Origin of the sequence: Pleurocapsa sp. PCC 7319, from assembly GCF_000332195.1 — a bacterium.
Classification (GTDB): Bacteria; Cyanobacteriota; Cyanobacteriia; order Cyanobacteriales; family Xenococcaceae; genus Waterburya.
This window is the reverse complement of sequence record NZ_KB235922.1, coordinates 14,570-34,280: the sequence shown is the minus strand read 5'-3', so window position 1 is coordinate 34,280 and position 19,711 is coordinate 14,570. Positions and strand designations below refer to the sequence as shown.

The following is a 19,711-nucleotide window of genomic DNA, read 5'->3' as shown; positions in this document are numbered from 1 at the left end:
ATATCAACACAGCAAATCAACATCTAGAGTAGGATATAAATCACAAATTAGAGTTCTTGACAATGACAATAATGACAATAATGTAAATTGGTCTAATCTAGCATTCAAGAGCTTTATTAATCTCAAACTGATCGTCATGAATACTCATATTGTTACAGGTGTTGCGGGATTCATTGGCTCTCACTTAGCTGAAACTATACTAAAACAAGGGGATGGCATAATAGGTATCGATCAGTTTAATGATTACTACGATCCTAAACTCAAACACCAAAATATTGTTAATCTTCAACAATATCCCAACTTTAAGTTAATTCAAGCTGATATTCAGGAGTTAAATTGGCAAGAGCTTTTACAGACGGTGGATGTTGTATATCATCAGGCTGCACAGGCAGGAGTTCGAGCTAGTTGGGGGAAGAATTTTTTTAACTATACAGCCAGGAATCTTAATGCTACCCAAGTCATTTTAGAAGCAGCTAAACAAGTGAAGTCATTACAGAGAATTGTCTATGCTTCTAGTTCCTCAATTTATGGCAACGCGGCAACTATGCCTACTCCCGAAACTTTATGTCCTCAACCAGTTTCCCCCTATGGCATTACCAAATTAGCTGGTGAACGTTTATGCTGGCTATACCAGCAAAATTTTGGTGTACCTGCCACAGCATTACGATATTTTACGGTTTATGGACATCGTCAACGTCCTGACATGGCTTTTCACAAGTTTTTTAAAGCAGCTATTAATGATGAACCGATCTCTATCTATGGAGATGGAAAGCAAACCAGAGACTATACTTTTGTTAGTGATGCCGTAGCAGCTAATCTAGCTGCGGGAGAAATACCAGAAGCTATTGGCGAAGCTTTTAATATTGGTGGCGGTAGCAGAGTTACTCTAATTGAGCTCTTAACTATTATGGAGCAAGTTATTGGGCGACCAATTCGTAAAAATTACGTTGAGCGAGCAGTAGGAGATGCCCGTCATACCAGTGCTGATATTTCTAAAGCCAAGCAGATTTTGGGTTATTCTCCCCAAGTGTCTTTAACAGAAGGTTTAACTAAAGAATGGGAGTGGATTCAAAGTATATACACCTCCTAAGTTATCAAGTACTGATTTTAATACTTTAAATAATCAGTAAGCTAGAAAAATTTAGCTTGCACGATAAGCAGGAAAAAACTGAGATTTCTTTAAATCTTCTACAGATTTATTAATCGATTGGGCTCTAAATTCAATCAGATTGTTGTAGTTATTATTATCAATTACCGATCTTAAGGTCAAAAATTCATGTCTTTGTTTAGAAAAGCCCGATTTAAAGGTATATAAATTATCTTTCTTACCACCTACACCACCACCTATATGTAAATATTGGTTGCCCCTTGCTTTCGCCCACAAACGCATATGATGTAGCAACAAGTTAAAGGGAGATTGCTTGAGAAATTCGGTCTTTGTCCCACCTAGATGGGCTTGAACGATTCCACATGATTCAAAAAATAAACTAGCACAAACTATATTTCCTTCAGATTCTACAATTCCCAAGTGTAGTTTATCTCCTAGTTTGAGTAAACCTTGAAAGTAGTCACGGCTAAAATAGTAGACTCCTTTGGCTTTAACCCGATCCATTGTTTCTTCGTAGATAGAAATAAATTCATCTATGTAATCTGCAAATGAAACTATTCTGGCGGTTAACCCTAATCTAATACACTTATTGATGGTGCTTTGATGACCTTTACGAGTTTTTGCCCAAATCTTCTCTTCATCTAAAGTTAAGTTGACCGAGACAGTTTTTCCATTTTCTTGAAAAGTATTTTGGGGAAAAATATTAGCAAAATTTTCTCCCAAGATAGGATGTAATCTTAAAAAAGCCGAACATACTCCTTGGGATTTTAAAACTTGCTTAAATTCTTTGAAGGCTAGATCGGGAAAATCAGAATTGTGTTTGGCAGCTTCATTTAATAAAATACCAGGATAGCCATAGGGAGAAATTACATCAAACACGGGTTGTACATTTGTTGAAGAAACAATGTCTTCACAGGAACGAAGTAAGTAAGGAACGAAGAAAATACTATCATTTTCGGTTATAACAATCGCTTGTGGTGAGGTGTTAGTTCGTTTAGCTTCTAAGGCTACGTATTCGGGTAAATGATAAACATCGTGACGTATTTGCTGTAGCGTTTCTCGCCACAAAGGTTTATCTAAATCGAGAATTTTTCTAAGCATCGATTATAAAGTTAAGATTAATGTTATGTCTTGAAATTTGAAATAGTTTTAATGATTACAGCGATTCTCGATTTGGCGAAGTACAGTAATCTTTTAAATTGGGAAAAGGTTTAAAGGGAGAAGGAGCATGTCAGTTTTGTCAGAAAGTTTGAACCGAGTAGATAATTCCTCAGTTGTAACTAGCAGTTAGCAATAGTATAGTTCATTTGTATCGATATGTTTGATGTGCTCCCAAGGGAAAAAAGTTTACTTTGATTTTAAAAATTTGCCTAATGTACCTTATCGCTTAAAGAACCGCTTTATTCAGTCCACAGTAGAGGAAAAAATTGGGGATCGCTATAGTCAGGATTGCCGTTAGGTAATTGGCGACAAAGGCGATCATAACCAATGTGAATTGGCTTTCCTTGACAGTCTAATACCTCTTGGTAGCAATTATCGTAGTCTTGCATATGTACGGCTAAAGCCAAGCGTTTAGAATTGCTAGAGTTAAGATAACTGCCATGAATAGTGTTGCAATTGTGGAAGCTAACTTGTCCTTTTTTAAGTGTCATAGGAACTTTAACAAAATCTCTTCCTTGAGATCGCATATAAGCTTCTAATTCCTGTAAATTATTTTCATAAAAATTTTTGAGATTTTTGCTTTCGGACCATTTATGACTGCGATCAATCATTACTAATGGACCGAGAGATTTATCACAATCTTGAAAAGGTATCCAAGCAGTTAATAATCGATTGGAACTACAGGTCGGCCAATAAGATTTATCGGTATGCCAGCCTACCACTCCTCGATTTTGTTTCTGAGAAGGAAGCTTGCACAGTAAAGAATCAGCAAACATCCGAATCTGTTTTGTTCTTGCCAAACGAGCCGCGATCGCAGCAATAATTGACTCGAATCCTAACTGTTGTAATTCTCGATTTTGCAAGCAAACAAATTCATTGTTCCGTAAAACAGTACTTTCTTCAGATTTCCAATCGACAAATCCTGTTTGATGAGGCAAAGTAAAATCCCGTTCGCCAGCATAATATCTCTGGCTTCCTACAATTGCTGTATCGATTATTGCTTTGGAGAGAATGGGCGGAGTAGTATACCAACCATGCTCCTCGTAAAAAGCAATATCGACTTCGGTAGGTAAGAAAGCCATTTGTTTGGGAGATAAACTAGAAACTAAACTTTCGGTTGACATATTTTTGGAAAATCGTGAATGAACTGCTATGACCTCGCCAAGCAGGTCATATTATCTAAAAATAACAATTATATAACGACTAAAACTCATGTTAGATAAAGCTTTCGGTAAGATTAATCTAACCACTTATATTCATTTAGCTAAGTTGCTAAGTTCGTATCTCATCCCGCCACTTGCTAGCGCTAAGTGGGGGAGTTCTCACTCACACTGTTAAAAATTGATTTAAATTTTAAATAGTAAAAGCGGAGATCGTGTTGAACATTCTTACAATATCTTCTGTGTCGTACCTGTGGTCGTTAGGAATAGTAAGAATGCGTTGAGCTAGATCGAGAGTCAAGGGATCTTCTGAAGAAATTCCTTCATCTGGCTGTTTCCAATGTACAGCGGTATAAATATTATGTTCGATCAGATACTTTCTAAGGGCATTTCTAATTTCACCAGTGTGGCAAACAATTACGCTGTTTAGAGGAACATTCCCTGGTCCCCAGCTATCAAATAGTAGTTCCCAATCGTCACTGGGATTGTTTAAGCTGAGATGAATAAATTTATTGATATTTTCGGCTCGGCGCGATCGCATGTTGACCACATCTAGACAAGGTAAAATCTTGGCGGTAAAGCTAGAAACCACTGTATCTTCAATAAAACCCATTTCACCATGGCTTTCAAGTTCTAATTGCCGATAAGCATCTTTTGCCACATTATTATTCTTTAAGTAAGCTCGTTTGAGTAGCATTGCAGTAAGTCTTTTGTATGCTCCTAATGATTCTTGACCCCAAGCGGTGAACAAAGGTAAATTCTGGGGCGACCATAAAATCCCACCATCAGGAATGGGTAATGTTTTACGCAAGGAAGATATGGCATAATCAGCTTTGCTCTGTTTTGCCCAGTCGGAAAAAGGATCGTGGCTATGGTCTTCAATTAGAGTTACTTCTGGATGAGCAGCACTCCATTCTAACCAGGGTTGATTACTTCTAATGCCAAAGATATTAAAGGCAACTACTAAATCTCCTGGTTGAGTTTGCAAAGATTTAAAATTAGGAGCTGGTTGGGTAGGAATGTCCTGATACCAAAAAACCTGCAAAAATTTTCTCAATTTGGCGGCAACGCTCATACAGTAAAATGAGGGCAAATGAATTCTTGCAGGTCGTTTCTGTTGCTGCACGAATAGGTGGTAAACCGCCAAAATAGAGGCAGTTCCTGTAGAATACAATTCATAAGTATCAGGCAACCAAGTAGAGTCTACTGTGGACTTTAAAAATCGGTTAGACCACTCAAATTCGGAACCAACTTCCCATCTATTCATGATTATTTACCAATAAATATGATCTTAAAATTTGTATTGAAAAATTGAGAAACGCTAAAGAGATTCTTTGTTGTTGAAAAATTCTTCTCCTGTAGTGTGACCTTCCTGACTAATATCTTTTTGCCCGATCACGGCAAATACAGTCAACCAAAGAATTTTCCAGTCGAGCCAGAGGCTCCAGTTATTGATATACCAAACATCGAGTTGAAATTTTTTTTCCCAATCTCCATCTAATTGACGACGACCATTCACCTGCGCCCAGCCTGTAATTCCAGGTAGAACTTCATGGCGACGAGCTTGTTCGGGAGTATAACGATCAAGGTATTGTATCAACAGAGGACGGGGACCTACTATACTCATATCTCCTTTTAATACGTTCCAAAGCTGTGGTAGTTCGTCGAGACTGGTTTTTCTCAGCCATTCTCCTAAAGTAGTTAGGCGATCGCCATCAGGTAAAAGATTACCTTCTGCATTCTTAGCATCTGTCATGGTACGAAACTTATAAAAAGTAAAAATATTGCCGTCTTTACCAGGGCGAAGTTGAGTGAAAAATATGGGACTGCTAAGTTTCACCCGAATTAGCAATGCTACGAATACAAGTATCGGTGAAAATATTAAAAGGGCGATTGCAGCTACCAGACGATCTGCTAAATGTTTGATAAATTTACTCATGCTTTGTATTAAAATCCGATTTTGCTCTAAATTAGAAATTCACGTAAATTAGTTCAATTGGTTAAAATGCGATCGTATATATCTGCGTACAGTTTCATAATGCGATCTCATTCATCGGTCATGGTGCGGAATTTGTAAAAGGTAAAAGTCGAGTTGTTTTTACCTCCTCTAGGTCGGAAAAAAATTATCGGATTACCCATATTGAAGTAAATAGCGATCGCCAAAATACCAATAAAGGGAGATAAGATAATAACGAAATAATTCGCTTTCAGAGATTTTGGAGAAGGCTAAAATGACGATTTCTCGTTATGAAAGACCAAAAATTGCCAAGTCGTGTTTATAAGCCTGTTTCTTAAAGCGAAATTTTATAAGGATTATTCTATATGTTTTATATGCCTTGAAAAAATATGGCGATTTTAGAGTTATTCTGATGAGTTATTGATCGTTTCCGAGAAACTCTCCTCCACCTGTGGTATAACCATCCTGATCGATATCTTTTTGGACAATTACAGCCAATACGGTTAGCCAAATAATTTTGAAATCGAGCCAGAGGCTCCAGTTATTGATATACCAAACATCCAGTTGAAACTTTTTGAGGAAATCTCCATCTAAATTGCGACGACCATTGACCTGCGCCCAACCAGTAATACCTGGTAAAACATCATGGCGACGAGCTTGCTCATCATTGTAAAGCTCAAGATAGCGTACCAATAAAGGACGAGGTCCGACAAAGCTCATATCTCCTTTAAGAACATTCAATACTTGAGGTAGCTCATCCAAGCTAGTTTTACGTAACCAAGCTCCCAAAGGTGTTATGCGATCGCCATCGGGCAATAAATTACCGTCCTCATCCTTCGCGTCGGTCATGGTACGAAACTTATAGAAAGTGAAAATCTTTCCGTCTTTACCAGGGCGAAGTTGGGTGAAAAATATCGGGCTACCTAATTTGAAACGAATTAATAGTGCCACGATTAAAATCAATGGTGAAAATATTAACAGGGCGATCGCTGCTGCCAGGCGATCAGCAATATTTTTTATAAGTCTACTCATTTTTTACTAAAAGACCCGATCAGATATATTACTGTATGTATAAGTAAATTTTATAGAATAAATTCATCAAGTTCAGAAAGAGTATCCAAAAAGGTCTATATCTTCGCGATGATAATTATAAATAAGATCTTTGGTTTTATCATTGTAGTAATCTTTATAGGTCTTTGTTTTCTTTTTCTGAGATTTATTTCTTCCTGGCAATTTGGTTGTAGGCAAATCAATTATTTGACAGATTTTATTATAGTCTGATTGTAGATTTTCAAATCTACCCACAAAATCAACGATTATCTTGCCTTTTTCGTCTGTAATTATATTTTTTTGTGACCTTAAGTATTTTCTAGAAGATTTTGTTGTGTCATTTGTTATCCACTCAATATATTCCTCAAAACTCATTGATTTGATAGGATGATTCTGGTATATTGGTGCATGAGATTTACTAATATATTTGTACCAAGATACTTCCCAGTCCCAAGGGTTTCGAACAAAAGCAAATTTAAAAAGCTTGCTGTATTTTTCATCTCCAAGCTCTCTCTTTAACCTCTTTGCCCACGCATGTCTTCCAACTTTGTTGGTAACGTTGTCATATGTAAATGGATTTCTAAGTGCATTTATGAAAAAGCCCTGATCTATTTCATGAATTAATAATTCATAAGCACTTTTTTTAAATTTAAAAACTGACTTGAAAATTGTGATTTTTAAGGCTTGTTGTATGCTAGAGCCAGCACATTTAGGGGTATGAATGAATAAAAAATTATCTGCGTATGAAATATGCATTTTAAAAACCTCTTTTGGAAATTATTATTTATATTAGGTAATTTAGTGAATACTGGACAAAAAATTAAACTTGAACATTTTCGCTAAAAGTTTTTGATATACTACTATGCACATCTTTGTCTACTTCTAAAAAATCATCTGGTTATGTCGTCAAGAAATAGAATCAATTAATTGTAATTCCTTGTTCTCTCCAGATTTCTTTCCAATCAGACAAATCAAATTTAAAAACAGTTTCAAGCATGAGAATGTCTCGTTTAAACAAGTTAAAAATAGAAATGAATTCGTCTTTACTGAGTTGGAGTTTTTCTTCTTTCTTACTAAAAAGTAACTGCTTGACTCCCAGATTCTTACCATAGTCAACAATCTTATGTAATCCAAGATTATGTAACAACCTAACACTTGAATAGATCACCTTAGCAAGTTCATGATTAACGGGAGTTTGGCTAGGATTGACTTTTTTTGACAGGTTTTTAGATCGATTTTCTAACCTAATATCAAGTTTATTACATAGATCTTGCGCAAAATCTTCGGGAGATTTTTTAAGTCTTTCAAAGAAAATAACCTGAACATTATCCGCACCAAAAGTTTTTATCCATCTAGATAGATGAAAATAGTAGAGAGAAGTATCTTGTAAAATTTTTTTCTGGGATATTGCTTCAGAAAAAGATACATCAGGCTTAATTTCTCCCCTTTGTTTCATGTGAAGATAAAAAGAAACTAAGCGCGAAACAGGCTCTCGTAATGTGACAATTATTTTACATTTAGGATTTAGCTTATATATTCTTTCAGAAGCTTCAATAGAATGGAAATAACTAGGCGCTATTTCAGCAATCTTTTGATTGGACTCAAGTCGACTAAAGTGTGCATAATACCAATCTATACCTCGACTAAACTTTTTATCAAAAAAAAAGGTTTCTTTTACTTTGGTTGGTAAAGCTATTTGTTGATAGTTAAGTAGATAATTATAGATCCAAGAAGTTCCTGTCTTAAATGGTCCTACAGCTACAAAATCTAATTGGGTTTTAGGCATTATTTTTATATTTTTTTAAGTCAGAATATTTTTTGGTAATTTAATCAACTAGAAGCTAAAGCAGAATATTAAAGATAAAGCGCAGATTTATAGATACTTTCATATTTTTTGACAAAAGAATTTGCCCCATCCAAATCGAAATGTATTTCAACACGTTTTCTGGCTTTTTTCCCCAAATTTTGTCGCTCATCTATACCCATAAAAATTAGTTTCCGCCAAGCTTCAGCTAATGCTTCGGGGTCTTTGGGTGGAATTACCACACCAGTATCACCAACAATAGTTTGAGAATCACCTATGTCGGTAGTAACGCAAGGAATTTGACAAGACATTGCTTCTCCAAGCACATTGGGAAAAGATTCGCCATAGGCCGAACTAGAGGTGAAAATATCTAGTGAAGTCATTAGAGTAGGAATATCCTGACGTTCTCCTAATAAATGAATTCGATCTACAATACCTAATTTTTGAATCTGCTCTGTCAAAACAGTATTTTTATCATCTACGTTTGGCCCTACTAAAATAAAATGTACTTCAGGATAATCATCAACAATTTTTGCTGCTGCTTCAATTAAACAGGCATGGTCTTTCATTGGATGATATCGAGCGATAGAACCTATCAAAATAGAGCTTTCTGGTAAATTTAAAGAATGACGTAAATTCTCTTGAGGTTCCGAAGCAGGTTTGTACTTGGAAATATCAAAGTTATCGCTAATTGTCATCGCGTTATTAGAGCGATACCCCAACTTAAGATGCTGTCTTTGGCTTTTTTCAGCAGAAAAAATCACTTGGTCAATCTGATGAGAAAGTATCGCAGTCAGCTTGATTGTCGTTGCCACAGTTATTTTTTCTGCCCATAAAGAATCAACTGAGTGATGGATACTCCAAAAAACAGGGACTTTGCTTCTGGATAAGACATTAGCCAAATGAGCGATCAAATTAGCGTGATACATCCAACCTTGAATCAAATCTGGTTGAATTTTATTTAATAGTTTATTTAACCTGACCAATGCCTGAGGATTAGGTATTCCTTGCTGCATACCCAGAAAGTATATGGGAATATTTAAAGCTTGTATACGGTCGACAAATACACCTCCTTCAATCATCGAAATTACTGTTGGGGAAAACTTGCTCCGATCAATTTTAGATAATAATTTGTAAAGCATCATTTCTGCTCCGCCAGTTCTTAAAGCAGTAATCAAAAATAAGACTTTGATCTTCTTACTTTGAGCGTTTGTTTGATTTGGATCTAATTTCATCAACTTAATTACTAAAAATAACTACTTAATTTATTATTTACGTCTACTGTGAATTAAAAATTGCTTTCAAACTGACTTTCTCTTTATGTAGTAGCTAAAAGCTAAAATGCATTAAATCTCAACGAAGCTAATTCACGCAAAGCGTTTCTATAAGTTACGAGTCAAAAGGTTGATACTTGTTTATTCTGCATTAATTGCTGAATCCGATTTCCCAACTTGACTCTAACTTTTTCCAATACCTGGGGATCTTTTGTCCAATTGTACCAATCCCGAGCAACTCTACGACTCGTTTTTAATGCCCAATCTTCATCCCCTAAGCGTTTAAGTATGGATATATATTCGTAATCTTCGATGCCATCTCTAATCCGTTTTAAGCGCAGCGAGGGAACAATTCCCTCAACACCAACTTCTGCACCAGGATATATTAACATCCCTTCCCCAGAGAAGAAATTTTGCTTTTTCCCTAGCTGATAAACTGAAGGTTTACGCCAGGGATCATCAGACCACAAAGGCAGTTGAGTGGCATCATCAGCCCAGCCGTCAATACGAGCATACGAAACCCCTGTTAAACCCAGACTTGGAGCAATAAATCCTTGGGCAATACGGAAATTAATTGGCGGCATATCAATTTTCCATTGGGGAGCAGAATCAGTCTGATATGATGGATAGAACCAGACTTCATTTCCTTGGTCCATGACTTCAGCAATTTCAGCTTGAGAATTCTGATACCTTTGGGCGTTTACCACCCAAATATCTATATCATCATATAGTTCTGGCCTAGGAGACATTGTTACTAGATGCTTTATTCCACCAGCCTGATGAATATTCTTACCCCACTGCTTGATAGCCTGTTCGATGTTAGGACATTTATCAACCTCGTCCGAGGACTTGATAAATTTTAAAAGGCTTTCATCATATAGAGCAGATGCTTGTTGGATTTCTTCAATAGAAGGCGCAGGACGCAACTTGCAAGTATGATAATCGGCCCCACTCCAGAAAGGTAGGCGAATAGTGTTTAAGCCCCATTTGTTAATCAATTCTTCTTGTTGGTGAGGTTTAACGCGTGTTACTGGCATGACTTTATGCTTGAGTAATTCCTCTGCCAAATTTTCTCCACGCTCTTGCCAAGCAGGAAAGGAAGAATGCATTGTTGGCTTCAAGGGTAACTCAAAATCCCAGATCGTGAGGTTGATTGTACCCGCGTTTTTGCCCTGGTCGCTCGTAACGGTATATGAACCCTGATATTTTCCTGGAGGTGTGTTTCTCGGTACATATATATCTGCCCAGATAGATTGGTTTTCACTCTTTGCCAGCTCGAAGGGGACGGCATCAAAGGTCGCTCCTTCAAGATCTTGACTTGTAGCAGGATCGATAAAGGGAATCAAAGCATCTGGATACCAACCCTTTCCTAAAATTGAATTTTTACGGCTAGGTCTATCGACGTATACATAGTGTTCCCGATATAAGGTAATGTTTTCGCGTTCGATCACTCCTTGGTCAGCATTATGCAAATCAGAAACAACAACATCGATATTGCTAAGTTGCTTATTTTTTGGTGCTTGAATTACTATCTGAAAGGATTCATATTCACCTCGAGCTGCCAATAATTGAATCCCTTCTCCTTGAAAGCTATTGGCATTGCTGTTTTGGTTCACAGGAAAGTTGTTAAGCCATTGATTATTAGCTTCTCTACTAATACTCTCTAAGGCTGGTGCTGCCCATACTCTAAAAGGACTAGCAACGTTAGTACCTTTAGCTACATGATAGGTAAACATTATAGTTACTAGAGTTATAAACATTAAAAAAATGTTTCTAGTCAATGATTTAAACAATGATTTTTTTTGGTGAGCAGGTTGACAAAAAGTTTTTTAATAGAAATAAAGTGCTAATGATTCATAAGAAGTTATTTATATTATTTGAAAAGTCTTAAATCTGTAGGGATAATTTTCAAGCGATAACAGATTTACTAGATTTAAACAGTCCAAATTATTAGTCTAGTCAATTTTTCCATCCTAGAATTTTTTTGATGAGTAAATAAAATTAAAGATTTCTTAAACGGCTTTGATGGGTAAAGTTTGCCATTATGGCGTAAGATATCAATAAAAACGGTGAATTCAAGGTTGTATGACTGAAAAATCCCCACATGAGCAGGAACATTATAAAAGGGAATGTGTATTTTGTCAGTTCCCCACGTGCTTTCCATACAGAGGCTATAAGTAACAAAGGATAAATTAAAGCCCCTGAAAATCCAAATTCCACCATCAGATCTAAATATATATTGTGACTTCTTTGTCCTGTATCTTGGTTAAAGTTAGCAACTTTAGTTTCACTTCCTCCAGAACCTAAGCCATTCCCAACAAAAGGTTTTCTAGCGAATTTTTGCCAAGCTTCATCTACATGAGATATACGGCTCCCACTAGAATCGTCTTCTTGCCCTAGAGGATTAGTTAAAAATTCAATTCTGGCGATAGTTCCCGGACTAAATAGATCTATACCATCAGCATTTTTCATATAGATCAAATTGTTTAATTGACTTGACAAAATGGTAATAGAGACCAAGAGCGACAGAACAAAAATAGGTAGTTGATATCGAGGAATCACTTTAGTTGCTACAAATGATAATACAACTATTAGCCAACCAATCATACCACTACGAGAAAAAGCCACAGCAATTCCCAAAACCACGAATAAAGCATAGAATAAGCGATATTTGGGTTTGATAAAATCAATAGTAAAAATCATCCCCAAAATTATGGCACAGCTAGCTTCATTAGCATCCATGTAAAGTCCTGAAGCTCTTCCTATAACATCCTCTTCTCGATAGAAAGCTAAAGGATTGAAGAATTCATAAATGAACATACAAACATTGCTGAGCGTTACTAATAAAATTGTTAGTTTAGTCCATCTTAAAACTAACAAATGTTGAGAAAAAATCACTGACATTAGGAGCAACACTACGATTGACCTAATTCGATCTTCCATAAATTGCAAATTGGTAATATGTGGAAAGATCAAAATTGAAATCAAAGGGATTGCCAAATATGCTGCACACCAAACCACAATAGAAATAGGTATGTACTTTAACCTATTAGGAATTGTTATTAATACTGGAATAGAAATAAATAGAAAACCAATCAGCCATAATAAGGGTATTCCGATACCAATATATTGCAAATAAATACTCAACTTTGTAAAAAAAACTAATACGGCTATCACTGCCAGCAACCCTTGATAGCAGGGCTATTTCATTCTAAAAAGAGAAGCAATCTGTTTTAAACTGAATTGGCATTTACGTTGTGCCTGAGCCATATTGTCAAATCCAGAATCTCGATATAAATTGAGAGCTAAGTTACGTGCGATCGCTAAAATCTGAGGTAATGGTAAGGTACGAATTCTAGATTTGTCTTCTCCTTGAGTAACATCGCGAACATAGTGAACTTTATTTTCTACACCCCAATAACCACGAATTCTTTGATAAAACTCGAAGGCTGATTCGGTCAAATCAGAGATATAGTATCTGGTACTAAACTCCGTTTTATACTTGAGTTGGCGTTCTGATTCTACTTTAATGAGCGTTTTAATACTCGACCATTTAGGCAACTTCAAATCTAAGTAAGCAGTACTAACTCTGCGTTTTTCGATTCTTCCGTGACCTTTAAAAATATTGTAAAAACTGTCATGTTCGACAAATTTCGTTTTTACAGCTTGATCTAGTTTGGGTTGATTTCCTTTGACAGCAGCAAGATAGTGATTTCCGCTATTGATAATTGTTTCAATAGTTTTTTTGTGTATTGATTGCATCAAATGCAAAAACTACCCCTTCAACGGCTAAAGCCTCAATAAATTTGGGTATTGCGGTAATTTCATTACTCTTGTTTTTAACTTTTTCTGGTCTTAGGATTAGTCCTCTTTCAACTAGGTAAGCCGTAACTAATGTGATTGCCTTGTGTGGCTCACAATGAGGGTTGTCTGACGAAAGTAAGTATGAGCCTTTTAACACTTTTCCGTCCAATGCCAAAGTCTCACCTGCTAACGGTTTGATTTCAAAAAAACTTGCTAATCTAGCTGAATACTCCTCGTAATCCAAATTTAATAATGCTCTCCTAATTGTGCTGTAAGAAGGGATTCTTCTGACTTCAAATAACTCTTTTAATTCTTCACTGTACGATTTTAGCCAATCTCCGAGCGCAAGAAAGCCTTGGTTGCCTGCTGTCACCCCCAGTGTAAACAGAGCCAAACATAATTGTAATGAATGCCTTGTTCCCTGTTTTCTTCTACGATCTGGCATTCGAGAGAATGCTTCTATTATCGCTATTTCACTCACTTTTCTAGTTTATTTACACTACCACAATTACAATATCACCTAGAATGAAATAGCCCTGCCCTTGATAGTAAACCATCAAAGTATTTTTTTGCTGATTTTTGTGCTGGGTAAAACTAGTCATATAAATAATCTTTCTGATAATCTTTCTGAAGAAATACTCGCTAAAACCCTTATAAAAATGAGTTTTTGTTCTATAAGGATTTCTTTCATTCGTAAGTAAAATCCGAATTCTTAAACTCTCTACTTATAATTTATTTTTTATTTTTTTAATTTGGGGCTTTTTTCTAACAGCCAGTGACTTAAATCTTTATCTAGTAATTGAGATAATTTTTTGATATCGGATTCAAATTCGGCTACTAACTCAGCACGAAAACTAGCAGAAAGAGGTTGACGAGTCGTAACTTTGTTATTGAAGTAACGGACAGCATCCAAAATATAAAGTCTTTCAAGTCCCAAGATTTTTTTGGCTCGCATAACATGATCGTTGAGGAATTCAGGAGGTCTTTCGGAAAAATTACCGATTACCCTCAGTTTATGACTTTTATTTTGATTTATCCGCCTAAAATCTGTGCGATTATCCCCAGGCACTTCGAGAAATTTCAAAACTTTTTCGTAAACTTGCTTTGTAGAGTTGGTAAAGTCATCAAAAAAAATAATCTCTACTTGTTTACGAGGAAATATACCTAATAATCGTTCTATTTGCTCCCCTAGCCTGGCTACAGCAGCATATTGCAGAATAGCAGAATTTCTACAATGTTTAGGTATTTTTTTACCTTTCCTTCTAATACTCTGTAATCGCCAAGCCTGCTCGAAGTCTTGTTCGTTCTCATCGGATGCATACAATAACTGAGAATGGTAAGAATATGCTAAATCTACTGGATTACGAAGCATAACGATGATCTTTGCTTGAGGGTCGAACTGTTGTATCTTTTCAAGAGCCACCGAAGAATATAAATATAGAGCCGAAGCCTCCCCAATAGCAAAATGTTCTGAAGTGCTAGCTTCAAATAAACTCAGATATTCTTCCAGTGTCTTAACTACTCGATACTGCTCAAAATCATAGTTAAAAAAGTGAGGTTCTTTTGGGTCACACATATAGATATTAGGATGTTCTCGTAAATATTCGCTAAGGGCTGTTGTGCCACATTTAGGCGCACCGACAATAAAGAAATTAGGTTTGACCATATCTATATAATCTTATTGAAATTTTTATGATTTCGCATTAGCCTCGCTCATACGAAATAGAGTATACTTAGCTGCTTCTAAAGTTTCTAGTACTTGATCTTAATTAACTATTTTTCTTAGTATGAACCTGAATTAACTTTTTTTAATTAGTTTGAGTACTCTTTTTTTACTTCCAACTTTCAAGATTTAAATTAAATTCTTCCGCCAGTTTTTGATTATAAGGTTGAAAATAATTATCTAAGCGTGTTAGAGATTCAGATGTAGCAGGCTTCGGAGCAGAGCTATTCAGCTGAATGTATAAAGATTTTAATAGACCTCTAATTTTGCTAGTAGCAATATATGGAGCAAGCTTAAGTAACATCTCATGAGCAAATCTATTTTTTATTACGATAGTTTTAGTTCTTTGTTCGAAATAAAACTCTTTATAAAAGTTAGCGTCAATACCCAAACTTTCAGCTAACTTAATTAGCGTAGCTTGAGGATTAGCTATCATTTCCTCAAAGAGTATGATGTGAATTTTGTCATTAGAGAAACGCTCTGACCAGCAAGTAAGAAAGTCATAATAACGATTATGTGGTAGCTGATCGTTTAACCATTCATAAAAAATACTATCTTGAGGATAATCTAGCTTTTGGACAAGATTACCTGTTTGATCTAAAAGCAAATCTGTGATCTGTTCAAAAGTTAGATTGCTGTCTAAACGAGCCAGGTTATTTTGCATAAAACTAAATGCAGAAAAAATTCGCTTAGATGGTTTACGCAATAAAAAAACAACGTGAGGCTGAGGATTGCAACTAGCAAAAAAATCCAATGCGGTTTTTTGATAAATGTAGTGAGGAGTCGCTTCTAAAACAATCTTGGCATCATCAGGGCAATTAGAAAAAAAAGATTCATATAAGTCTAAACCGTGGAAATTGTAATTGGCTTCTAATCTTAACAATGGGCTATCGCGATCAATAAAATAAAATGTCTCTTTAGAGGGAGCACCATAGACTTCGGGATGAGCTGCAAGCCAATGAAACAAAGAGCTACTTCCCGCTTTTGGAAGTCCAGCAACGATTAAGTTTGGTAATTTCATGCGATTATTCTTTTCCTAAAAATATATCAAATACTAGATTTTATAATTAGCTTTTTTCTTTTTAGCTATTTTATATCTCCAAAAATATAATGAATTCTAGATAGGTTGATAATCAAAAGCTTCAAAGTCTCTAGCGAAAACTTTATTAATTATTTTAATTGACTCTTCGTCGTAATATTTAAGATAGTTTTGTCTATCTTTTTGATTATGACTACTACCATGAGTTACATGGGGAATATCCAAGATATTATTTCCATCAACTATTTTAAAAATTGTGTTTAGATCTTTTTCAAGGTTTTCGAATTTTCCAATAAAGTCAAATTGAATATTGCGATTATTTTCAATGAAACTATACTGATCGTTACAGCCCCAAAAATTTCGAGCTAATTGTGGATTACTAGAGGCCATATGCTCGATAAATATTACAAAATTCTTAAAGCCACCATCAGGATACATTTTATAAAAATATCGTGCAGGTGGTCCATACTTAGTACTATTTGTTATTTTGGCAAACTGAGTAATTAAATATTTCTTAAAAGTCATTGAACCATTTCCCATAGGTGAACAAAAAAAGCTATTCCACACTGATAAAACCCAACTATAAGGATTACGTACAAAAGTAAATTTAAAATATTCCTCTAAATCAATATTTAATTCGTCAACAAATGGTAAGGCATCAGAAAATTTAGAATGCATTCTATTATCGATATGCCAAGTTTTCTGCCAATTAATACCTGCTGTTTTGGGATTTTTACTTCTATATTTTTCTGTTATGTGAGGAAGTAAAAGCTTAGTGATACTGCTCCCACCTGTTTTGTAAATATGTACATAAATGATTTTTTTTTGATCGGCTACAATCATATTTATTTTTTAACTATTGTTTAATATGCAGATAGTATATACAAAATCGATGATTTTATTAGATTGATTTTTCTGGCTTATGTTTTTTTCTGCCTTAGGGAATATAGTGAAATGTTTAGTGTTCTCTGCATGAAAATAACATTGATAATATTAATCACAATTAGACTTGTTGTGGTTGCTATTGCTGCGCCATTAATGCCCCATTTAGGAATCATTAAAGCGTTGAGTATAATGTTTAAAACCGCAGTTAACCCTAGACTGGTAGCTGTATAGTTTTGATGTCCTGTCATAGTAAGTACTAAACCAACTGGTCCCGTAAAAGCATTGAAAATTTGGCCTACAATTAGGATGTTCATCGCAGTGCGTCCAGAAATAAAATCTGAACCGAAGATCAGCAGCAAGTATTTTCCTACTCCCATCATGGTTATGCCAATTATCAAGGATAATAAAAATACAGATAGTACGCTCTTATGAATGAGCCGCTCTAGCTGTTTGAGTTGACCCTCTGAATAAAGAGAGGCGATTGTGGGGCCTAGAACATTATTAGCCGCTTGATTAATAAAAATAGTTAGTTTGGTAATGGCTACGATTATGGTATAAATACCTACTGTTTCAACACCTTTGATTCCACCTAACATAATGATGTCTATCCGTGAGTTTATGAGATGTGTTGTCCCCAAAAACATAAAGGGTAATGCCGCAATTAACCATTGTTTCCTTTCGTACTGAGGTTTAACTTGCATTACTTCTGGAGGAAGCGATCTTAAGAGCCATGAAGCTCCAATAAAAAAGGTAATTGTGATGGCTACAATTTTGATTGCCAACACCCAAAACACATTAAAATTCTTCGGAAAGACTGAATAAACAATACTAGTTAAAGAAATAACTATAATTGGCGCAAACAGCCCATCAGGCATCTGTCCTAAGACGATTCGATGAAGCCCCTGCATCGTTCCCAATTTAAGTTTTCTTAGGGAGATAATAGGAACAGTTACCATAGCCAGTGCCACTGCTATAACTATGCTGGTATTTGACTCTCCTTTCATCTCCCAAATCACAGCTATGGCAACTAGAGTTAAGGTTATAGAAGAAGCTAAAACTACTAAATTAGACCAACGCAATAAACCTGATATTAAATCCCATCGAGATTTGGCGCGATAGATAGCTATTTCCCTAACCATAAGTTGATCGAGACCCAAAGTTGCAGGAATACTTAATAGATTTGCCCAAGTAGTAGCATAGGAGTAAGTTCCAAGACCGACTGTTCCCAAAAAACGTGCAAATATAATACTCATAACAAAAGCAAGACCAGTACCAGCAATCTTAAGTCCAAAAGATCCGGCTGCACCTTTAATCAATCTATTTTTGAGACTGTGATTACTTTTTTCAGTCGATATCAATATTGGCTGAATTTTTTGGGTAATTGTTTTTAACATTTAATTTTTACTACACCAAAGTTACTAACAAGAATACGACGAGCATTATTTTTACTGAAGAAGAGAACACTTCTTCAGTGACTATTTTCAAAGTCTCCTGATAACAAAGGTAAAAAAGAGAATCTTTAAACGATGATGAGATAACAATCTAGTTAGCCAAGTTGAACTACTTCTCTGGCTGGTTATTATGCAAAATTTTGATTTGTTAGACATATATTTTCCTGATTAATAACTAAATTTATTCTTATTGATTTAAAGGACATTAACTAATGACAGATAAGTGTCTACTACTTTTTCTGTGGAATATTCATTAGCTCGTTCTACCAGAATCTCTTTGGGAAGAGGATTTTCTAATGTTTTAAGCATCGCCTCAGCTAAAGCTTCAGAATTTTCAATCGGAACTAAAGAACCATAAGCTCCACGATCAAGAATTTCATCTGGTCCACTGGGGCAATTAGTAGCGACAACAGGACAACCGCAAGCCATAGCTTCAATTAATACAGTGGGTAATCCTTCATGTCTGGAAGATAAAACAAAACAACTAGCTCGTTTCATATAGATATAGGGATTTTTAACAAAGCCAGGTAATAAGACATCCTTACTGATACCTAAGGTATCAATGATGTTCTCCAGTTTTTGACGCTCTTGACCTTCTCCCAAAATGATTAGATGAGCCAACTTTTGTTTTCTCACTAGGGCAAAAGCATGTAATAGATTGGAAAAATCTTTTTGCTGCTTTAATCTGCCCACTGCTAGAAATACTGGAGGTGAATTTCCGGCAAACCAAGGATGAGTCAAAGTATCTTGGCTGTGAGTAACTAAATCTTCATCGACGACGGGATTGTACAGTACTTTAACAGTTTCTGCCCTCAGACCCAATTGATGTTCTAAGTCCAGGGCAACACCAGCAGAAACTGCCACAACTGCATCTGCACGAGGATAAAGCCATCTCATTAAAGGTGGCACCAATTTGGCCCGTCTCAAATCACTTTTGTTAGCTGATAAATTGTTATGTTCGACTAAAACTAATCGAGTTTTGATTTGAGCTAATTCCCTAGCCATCGATGCTACCACATTGACATGACTCATATTGGCAATTAAAGCCCAAGGACGATTTTTCCTAAGATAATTAGCTAATGGCAAGATAGAAGTTATGACTCTACCGTTATTTAAATTAACAATGCGCACTTTCTTGGGTACTTGGTCTAAATAAGGACCTTCTAGTGCTGATAAAACTAAATCCAGGTCAAACTCATCTCTTTTGGCTAAACCTTTAAGGAGATTAACTACAGCTTTTTCTGCGCCACCACCATGTAGTGCGTCCATAAAAAAGGTGATACGTTTTTTCACGG

At 35.7% G+C, this 19,711-nt stretch carries 17 protein-coding genes and 1 pseudogene; 1 reads left to right on the top strand and 17 read right to left on the bottom strand.

What is annotated here, in order from left to right:
• Positions 1–136 precede the first annotated feature (136 nt).
• Positions 137–1,090 carry an NAD-dependent epimerase/dehydratase family protein gene (locus PLEUR7319_RS0104335; RefSeq protein ID WP_019503973.1) on the top strand — a complete coding sequence of 318 codons (954 nt, stop codon included), beginning with the start codon at positions 137–139 and terminating at the stop codon, positions 1,088–1,090.
• Positions 1,091–1,141: 51 nt separating this feature from the next.
• Here PLEUR7319_RS0104335 and PLEUR7319_RS0104330 read toward each other — a convergent pair whose 3' ends face one another.
• The 17 genes and pseudogenes from PLEUR7319_RS0104330 to PLEUR7319_RS0104245 form a co-directional block, all read right to left on the bottom strand.
• Positions 1,142–2,209 carry a GNAT family N-acetyltransferase gene (locus PLEUR7319_RS0104330; protein ID WP_019503972.1) on the bottom strand — a complete coding sequence of 356 codons (1,068 nt, stop codon included), beginning with the start codon at positions 2,207–2,209 and terminating at the stop codon, positions 1,142–1,144.
• A 299-nt stretch (positions 2,210–2,508) separates the two neighbouring features.
• Positions 2,509–3,393 carry a phytanoyl-CoA dioxygenase family protein gene (locus PLEUR7319_RS0104325; RefSeq protein WP_019503971.1) on the bottom strand — a complete coding sequence of 295 codons (885 nt, stop codon included), beginning with the start codon at positions 3,391–3,393 and terminating at the stop codon, positions 2,509–2,511.
• A gap of 229 nt (positions 3,394–3,622) precedes the next feature.
• Positions 3,623–4,696 carry a hypothetical protein gene (locus PLEUR7319_RS0104320; RefSeq protein WP_019503970.1) on the bottom strand — a complete coding sequence of 358 codons (1,074 nt, stop codon included), beginning with the start codon at positions 4,694–4,696 and terminating at the stop codon, positions 3,623–3,625.
• A gap of 54 nt (positions 4,697–4,750) precedes the next feature.
• The gene (locus PLEUR7319_RS0104315; RefSeq protein ID WP_019503969.1) at positions 4,751–5,368 is read right to left on the bottom strand and encodes a sugar transferase; all 618 of its coding nucleotides are present in this window, start codon (positions 5,366–5,368) and stop codon (positions 4,751–4,753) included.
• A 107-nt stretch (positions 5,369–5,475) separates the two neighbouring features.
• Positions 5,476–5,616: a sugar transferase gene (locus PLEUR7319_RS43390; protein ID WP_371265391.1), complete on the bottom strand. Its 141-nt coding sequence runs from the start codon at positions 5,614–5,616 to the stop codon at positions 5,476–5,478.
• Between the two features lie 187 nt (positions 5,617–5,803).
• Positions 5,804–6,418: a sugar transferase gene (locus tag PLEUR7319_RS0104310; protein WP_019503968.1), complete on the bottom strand. Its 615-nt coding sequence runs from the start codon at positions 6,416–6,418 to the stop codon at positions 5,804–5,806.
• A 72-nt stretch (positions 6,419–6,490) separates the two neighbouring features.
• Entirely contained in the window at positions 6,491–7,192 is a 702-nt protein-coding gene (locus PLEUR7319_RS0104305; protein ID WP_019503967.1) for a sulfotransferase family 2 domain-containing protein, read from the bottom strand.
• A 163-nt stretch (positions 7,193–7,355) separates the two neighbouring features.
• Positions 7,356–8,222: a sulfotransferase gene (locus PLEUR7319_RS37805; RefSeq protein ID WP_019503966.1), complete on the bottom strand. Its 867-nt coding sequence runs from the start codon at positions 8,220–8,222 to the stop codon at positions 7,356–7,358.
• 68 nt (positions 8,223–8,290) lie between these two features.
• Positions 8,291–9,475 carry a glycosyltransferase gene (locus tag PLEUR7319_RS0104295; RefSeq protein WP_019503965.1) on the bottom strand — a complete coding sequence of 395 codons (1,185 nt, stop codon included), beginning with the start codon at positions 9,473–9,475 and terminating at the stop codon, positions 8,291–8,293.
• 161 nt (positions 9,476–9,636) lie between these two features.
• Entirely contained in the window at positions 9,637–11,250 is a 1,614-nt protein-coding gene (locus tag PLEUR7319_RS0104290) for a DUF4091 domain-containing protein (RefSeq protein ID WP_019503964.1), read from the bottom strand.
• A gap of 265 nt (positions 11,251–11,515) precedes the next feature.
• Positions 11,516–12,691: an O-antigen ligase gene (locus PLEUR7319_RS0104285; protein ID WP_144054251.1), complete on the bottom strand. Its 1,176-nt coding sequence runs from the start codon at positions 12,689–12,691 to the stop codon at positions 11,516–11,518.
• A gap of 24 nt (positions 12,692–12,715) precedes the next feature.
• A pseudogene (locus PLEUR7319_RS43385) lies at positions 12,716–13,763 on the bottom strand (ISAs1 family transposase).
• A gap of 294 nt (positions 13,764–14,057) precedes the next feature.
• Entirely contained in the window at positions 14,058–14,984 is a 927-nt protein-coding gene (locus PLEUR7319_RS0104265) for a sulfotransferase domain-containing protein (RefSeq protein WP_026102296.1), read from the bottom strand.
• Positions 14,985–15,150: 166 nt separating this feature from the next.
• A complete protein-coding gene (locus PLEUR7319_RS37800; protein ID WP_019503960.1) occupies positions 15,151–16,062 on the bottom strand; it encodes a sulfotransferase in 912 nt (303 codons plus the stop codon).
• Between the two features lie 96 nt (positions 16,063–16,158).
• Positions 16,159–16,923: a sulfotransferase family protein gene (locus PLEUR7319_RS0104255; RefSeq protein WP_019503959.1), complete on the bottom strand. Its 765-nt coding sequence runs from the start codon at positions 16,921–16,923 to the stop codon at positions 16,159–16,161.
• Positions 16,924–17,000: 77 nt separating this feature from the next.
• Complete coding sequence (locus PLEUR7319_RS0104250) at positions 17,001–18,359, bottom strand: flippase (RefSeq protein WP_019503958.1); 1,359 nt, start codon at positions 18,357–18,359, stop codon at positions 17,001–17,003.
• Positions 18,360–18,611: 252 nt separating this feature from the next.
• Complete coding sequence (locus PLEUR7319_RS0104245; RefSeq protein WP_202804213.1) at positions 18,612–19,709, bottom strand: glycosyltransferase; 1,098 nt, start codon at positions 19,707–19,709, stop codon at positions 18,612–18,614.
• Between the last annotated feature and the right edge of the window lie 2 nt (positions 19,710–19,711).

What these genes read in the sequence shown, in the direction of transcription:
- PLEUR7319_RS37800 (WP_019503960.1), bottom strand. Translation starts at nt 16,062, where the DNA reads ATGAAATTACCAAACTTAATCGTTGCTGGACTTCCAAAAGCGGGAAGT.
- PLEUR7319_RS0104325 (WP_019503971.1), bottom strand. Translation starts at nt 3,393, where the DNA reads ATGTCAACCGAAAGTTTAGTTTCTAGTTTATCTCCCAAACAAATGGCT.
- PLEUR7319_RS0104310 (WP_019503968.1), bottom strand. Translation starts at nt 6,418, where the DNA reads ATGAGTAGACTTATAAAAAATATTGCTGATCGCCTGGCAGCAGCGATC.
- PLEUR7319_RS0104305 (WP_019503967.1), bottom strand. Translation starts at nt 7,192, where the DNA reads ATGCATATTTCATACGCAGATAATTTTTTATTCATTCATACCCCTAAA.
- PLEUR7319_RS0104250 (WP_019503958.1), bottom strand. Translation starts at nt 18,359, where the DNA reads ATGTTAAAAACAATTACCCAAAAAATTCAGCCAATATTGATATCGACT.
- PLEUR7319_RS0104330 (WP_019503972.1), bottom strand. Translation starts at nt 2,209, where the DNA reads ATGCTTAGAAAAATTCTCGATTTAGATAAACCTTTGTGGCGAGAAACG.
- PLEUR7319_RS0104295 (WP_019503965.1), bottom strand. Translation starts at nt 9,475, where the DNA reads ATGAAATTAGATCCAAATCAAACAAACGCTCAAAGTAAGAAGATCAAA.
- PLEUR7319_RS0104255 (WP_019503959.1), bottom strand. Translation starts at nt 16,923, where the DNA reads ATGATTGTAGCCGATCAAAAAAAAATCATTTATGTACATATTTACAAA.
- PLEUR7319_RS0104315 (WP_019503969.1), bottom strand. Translation starts at nt 5,368, where the DNA reads ATGAGTAAATTTATCAAACATTTAGCAGATCGTCTGGTAGCTGCAATC.
- PLEUR7319_RS37805 (WP_019503966.1), bottom strand. Translation starts at nt 8,222, where the DNA reads ATGCCTAAAACCCAATTAGATTTTGTAGCTGTAGGACCATTTAAGACA.
- PLEUR7319_RS0104320 (WP_019503970.1), bottom strand. Translation starts at nt 4,696, where the DNA reads ATGAATAGATGGGAAGTTGGTTCCGAATTTGAGTGGTCTAACCGATTT.
- PLEUR7319_RS0104290 (WP_019503964.1), bottom strand. Translation starts at nt 11,250, where the DNA reads ATGTTTACCTATCATGTAGCTAAAGGTACTAACGTTGCTAGTCCTTTT.
- PLEUR7319_RS0104335 (WP_019503973.1), top strand. Translation starts at nt 137, where the DNA reads ATGAATACTCATATTGTTACAGGTGTTGCGGGATTCATTGGCTCTCAC.
- PLEUR7319_RS0104265 (WP_026102296.1), bottom strand. Translation starts at nt 14,984, where the DNA reads ATGGTCAAACCTAATTTCTTTATTGTCGGTGCGCCTAAATGTGGCACA.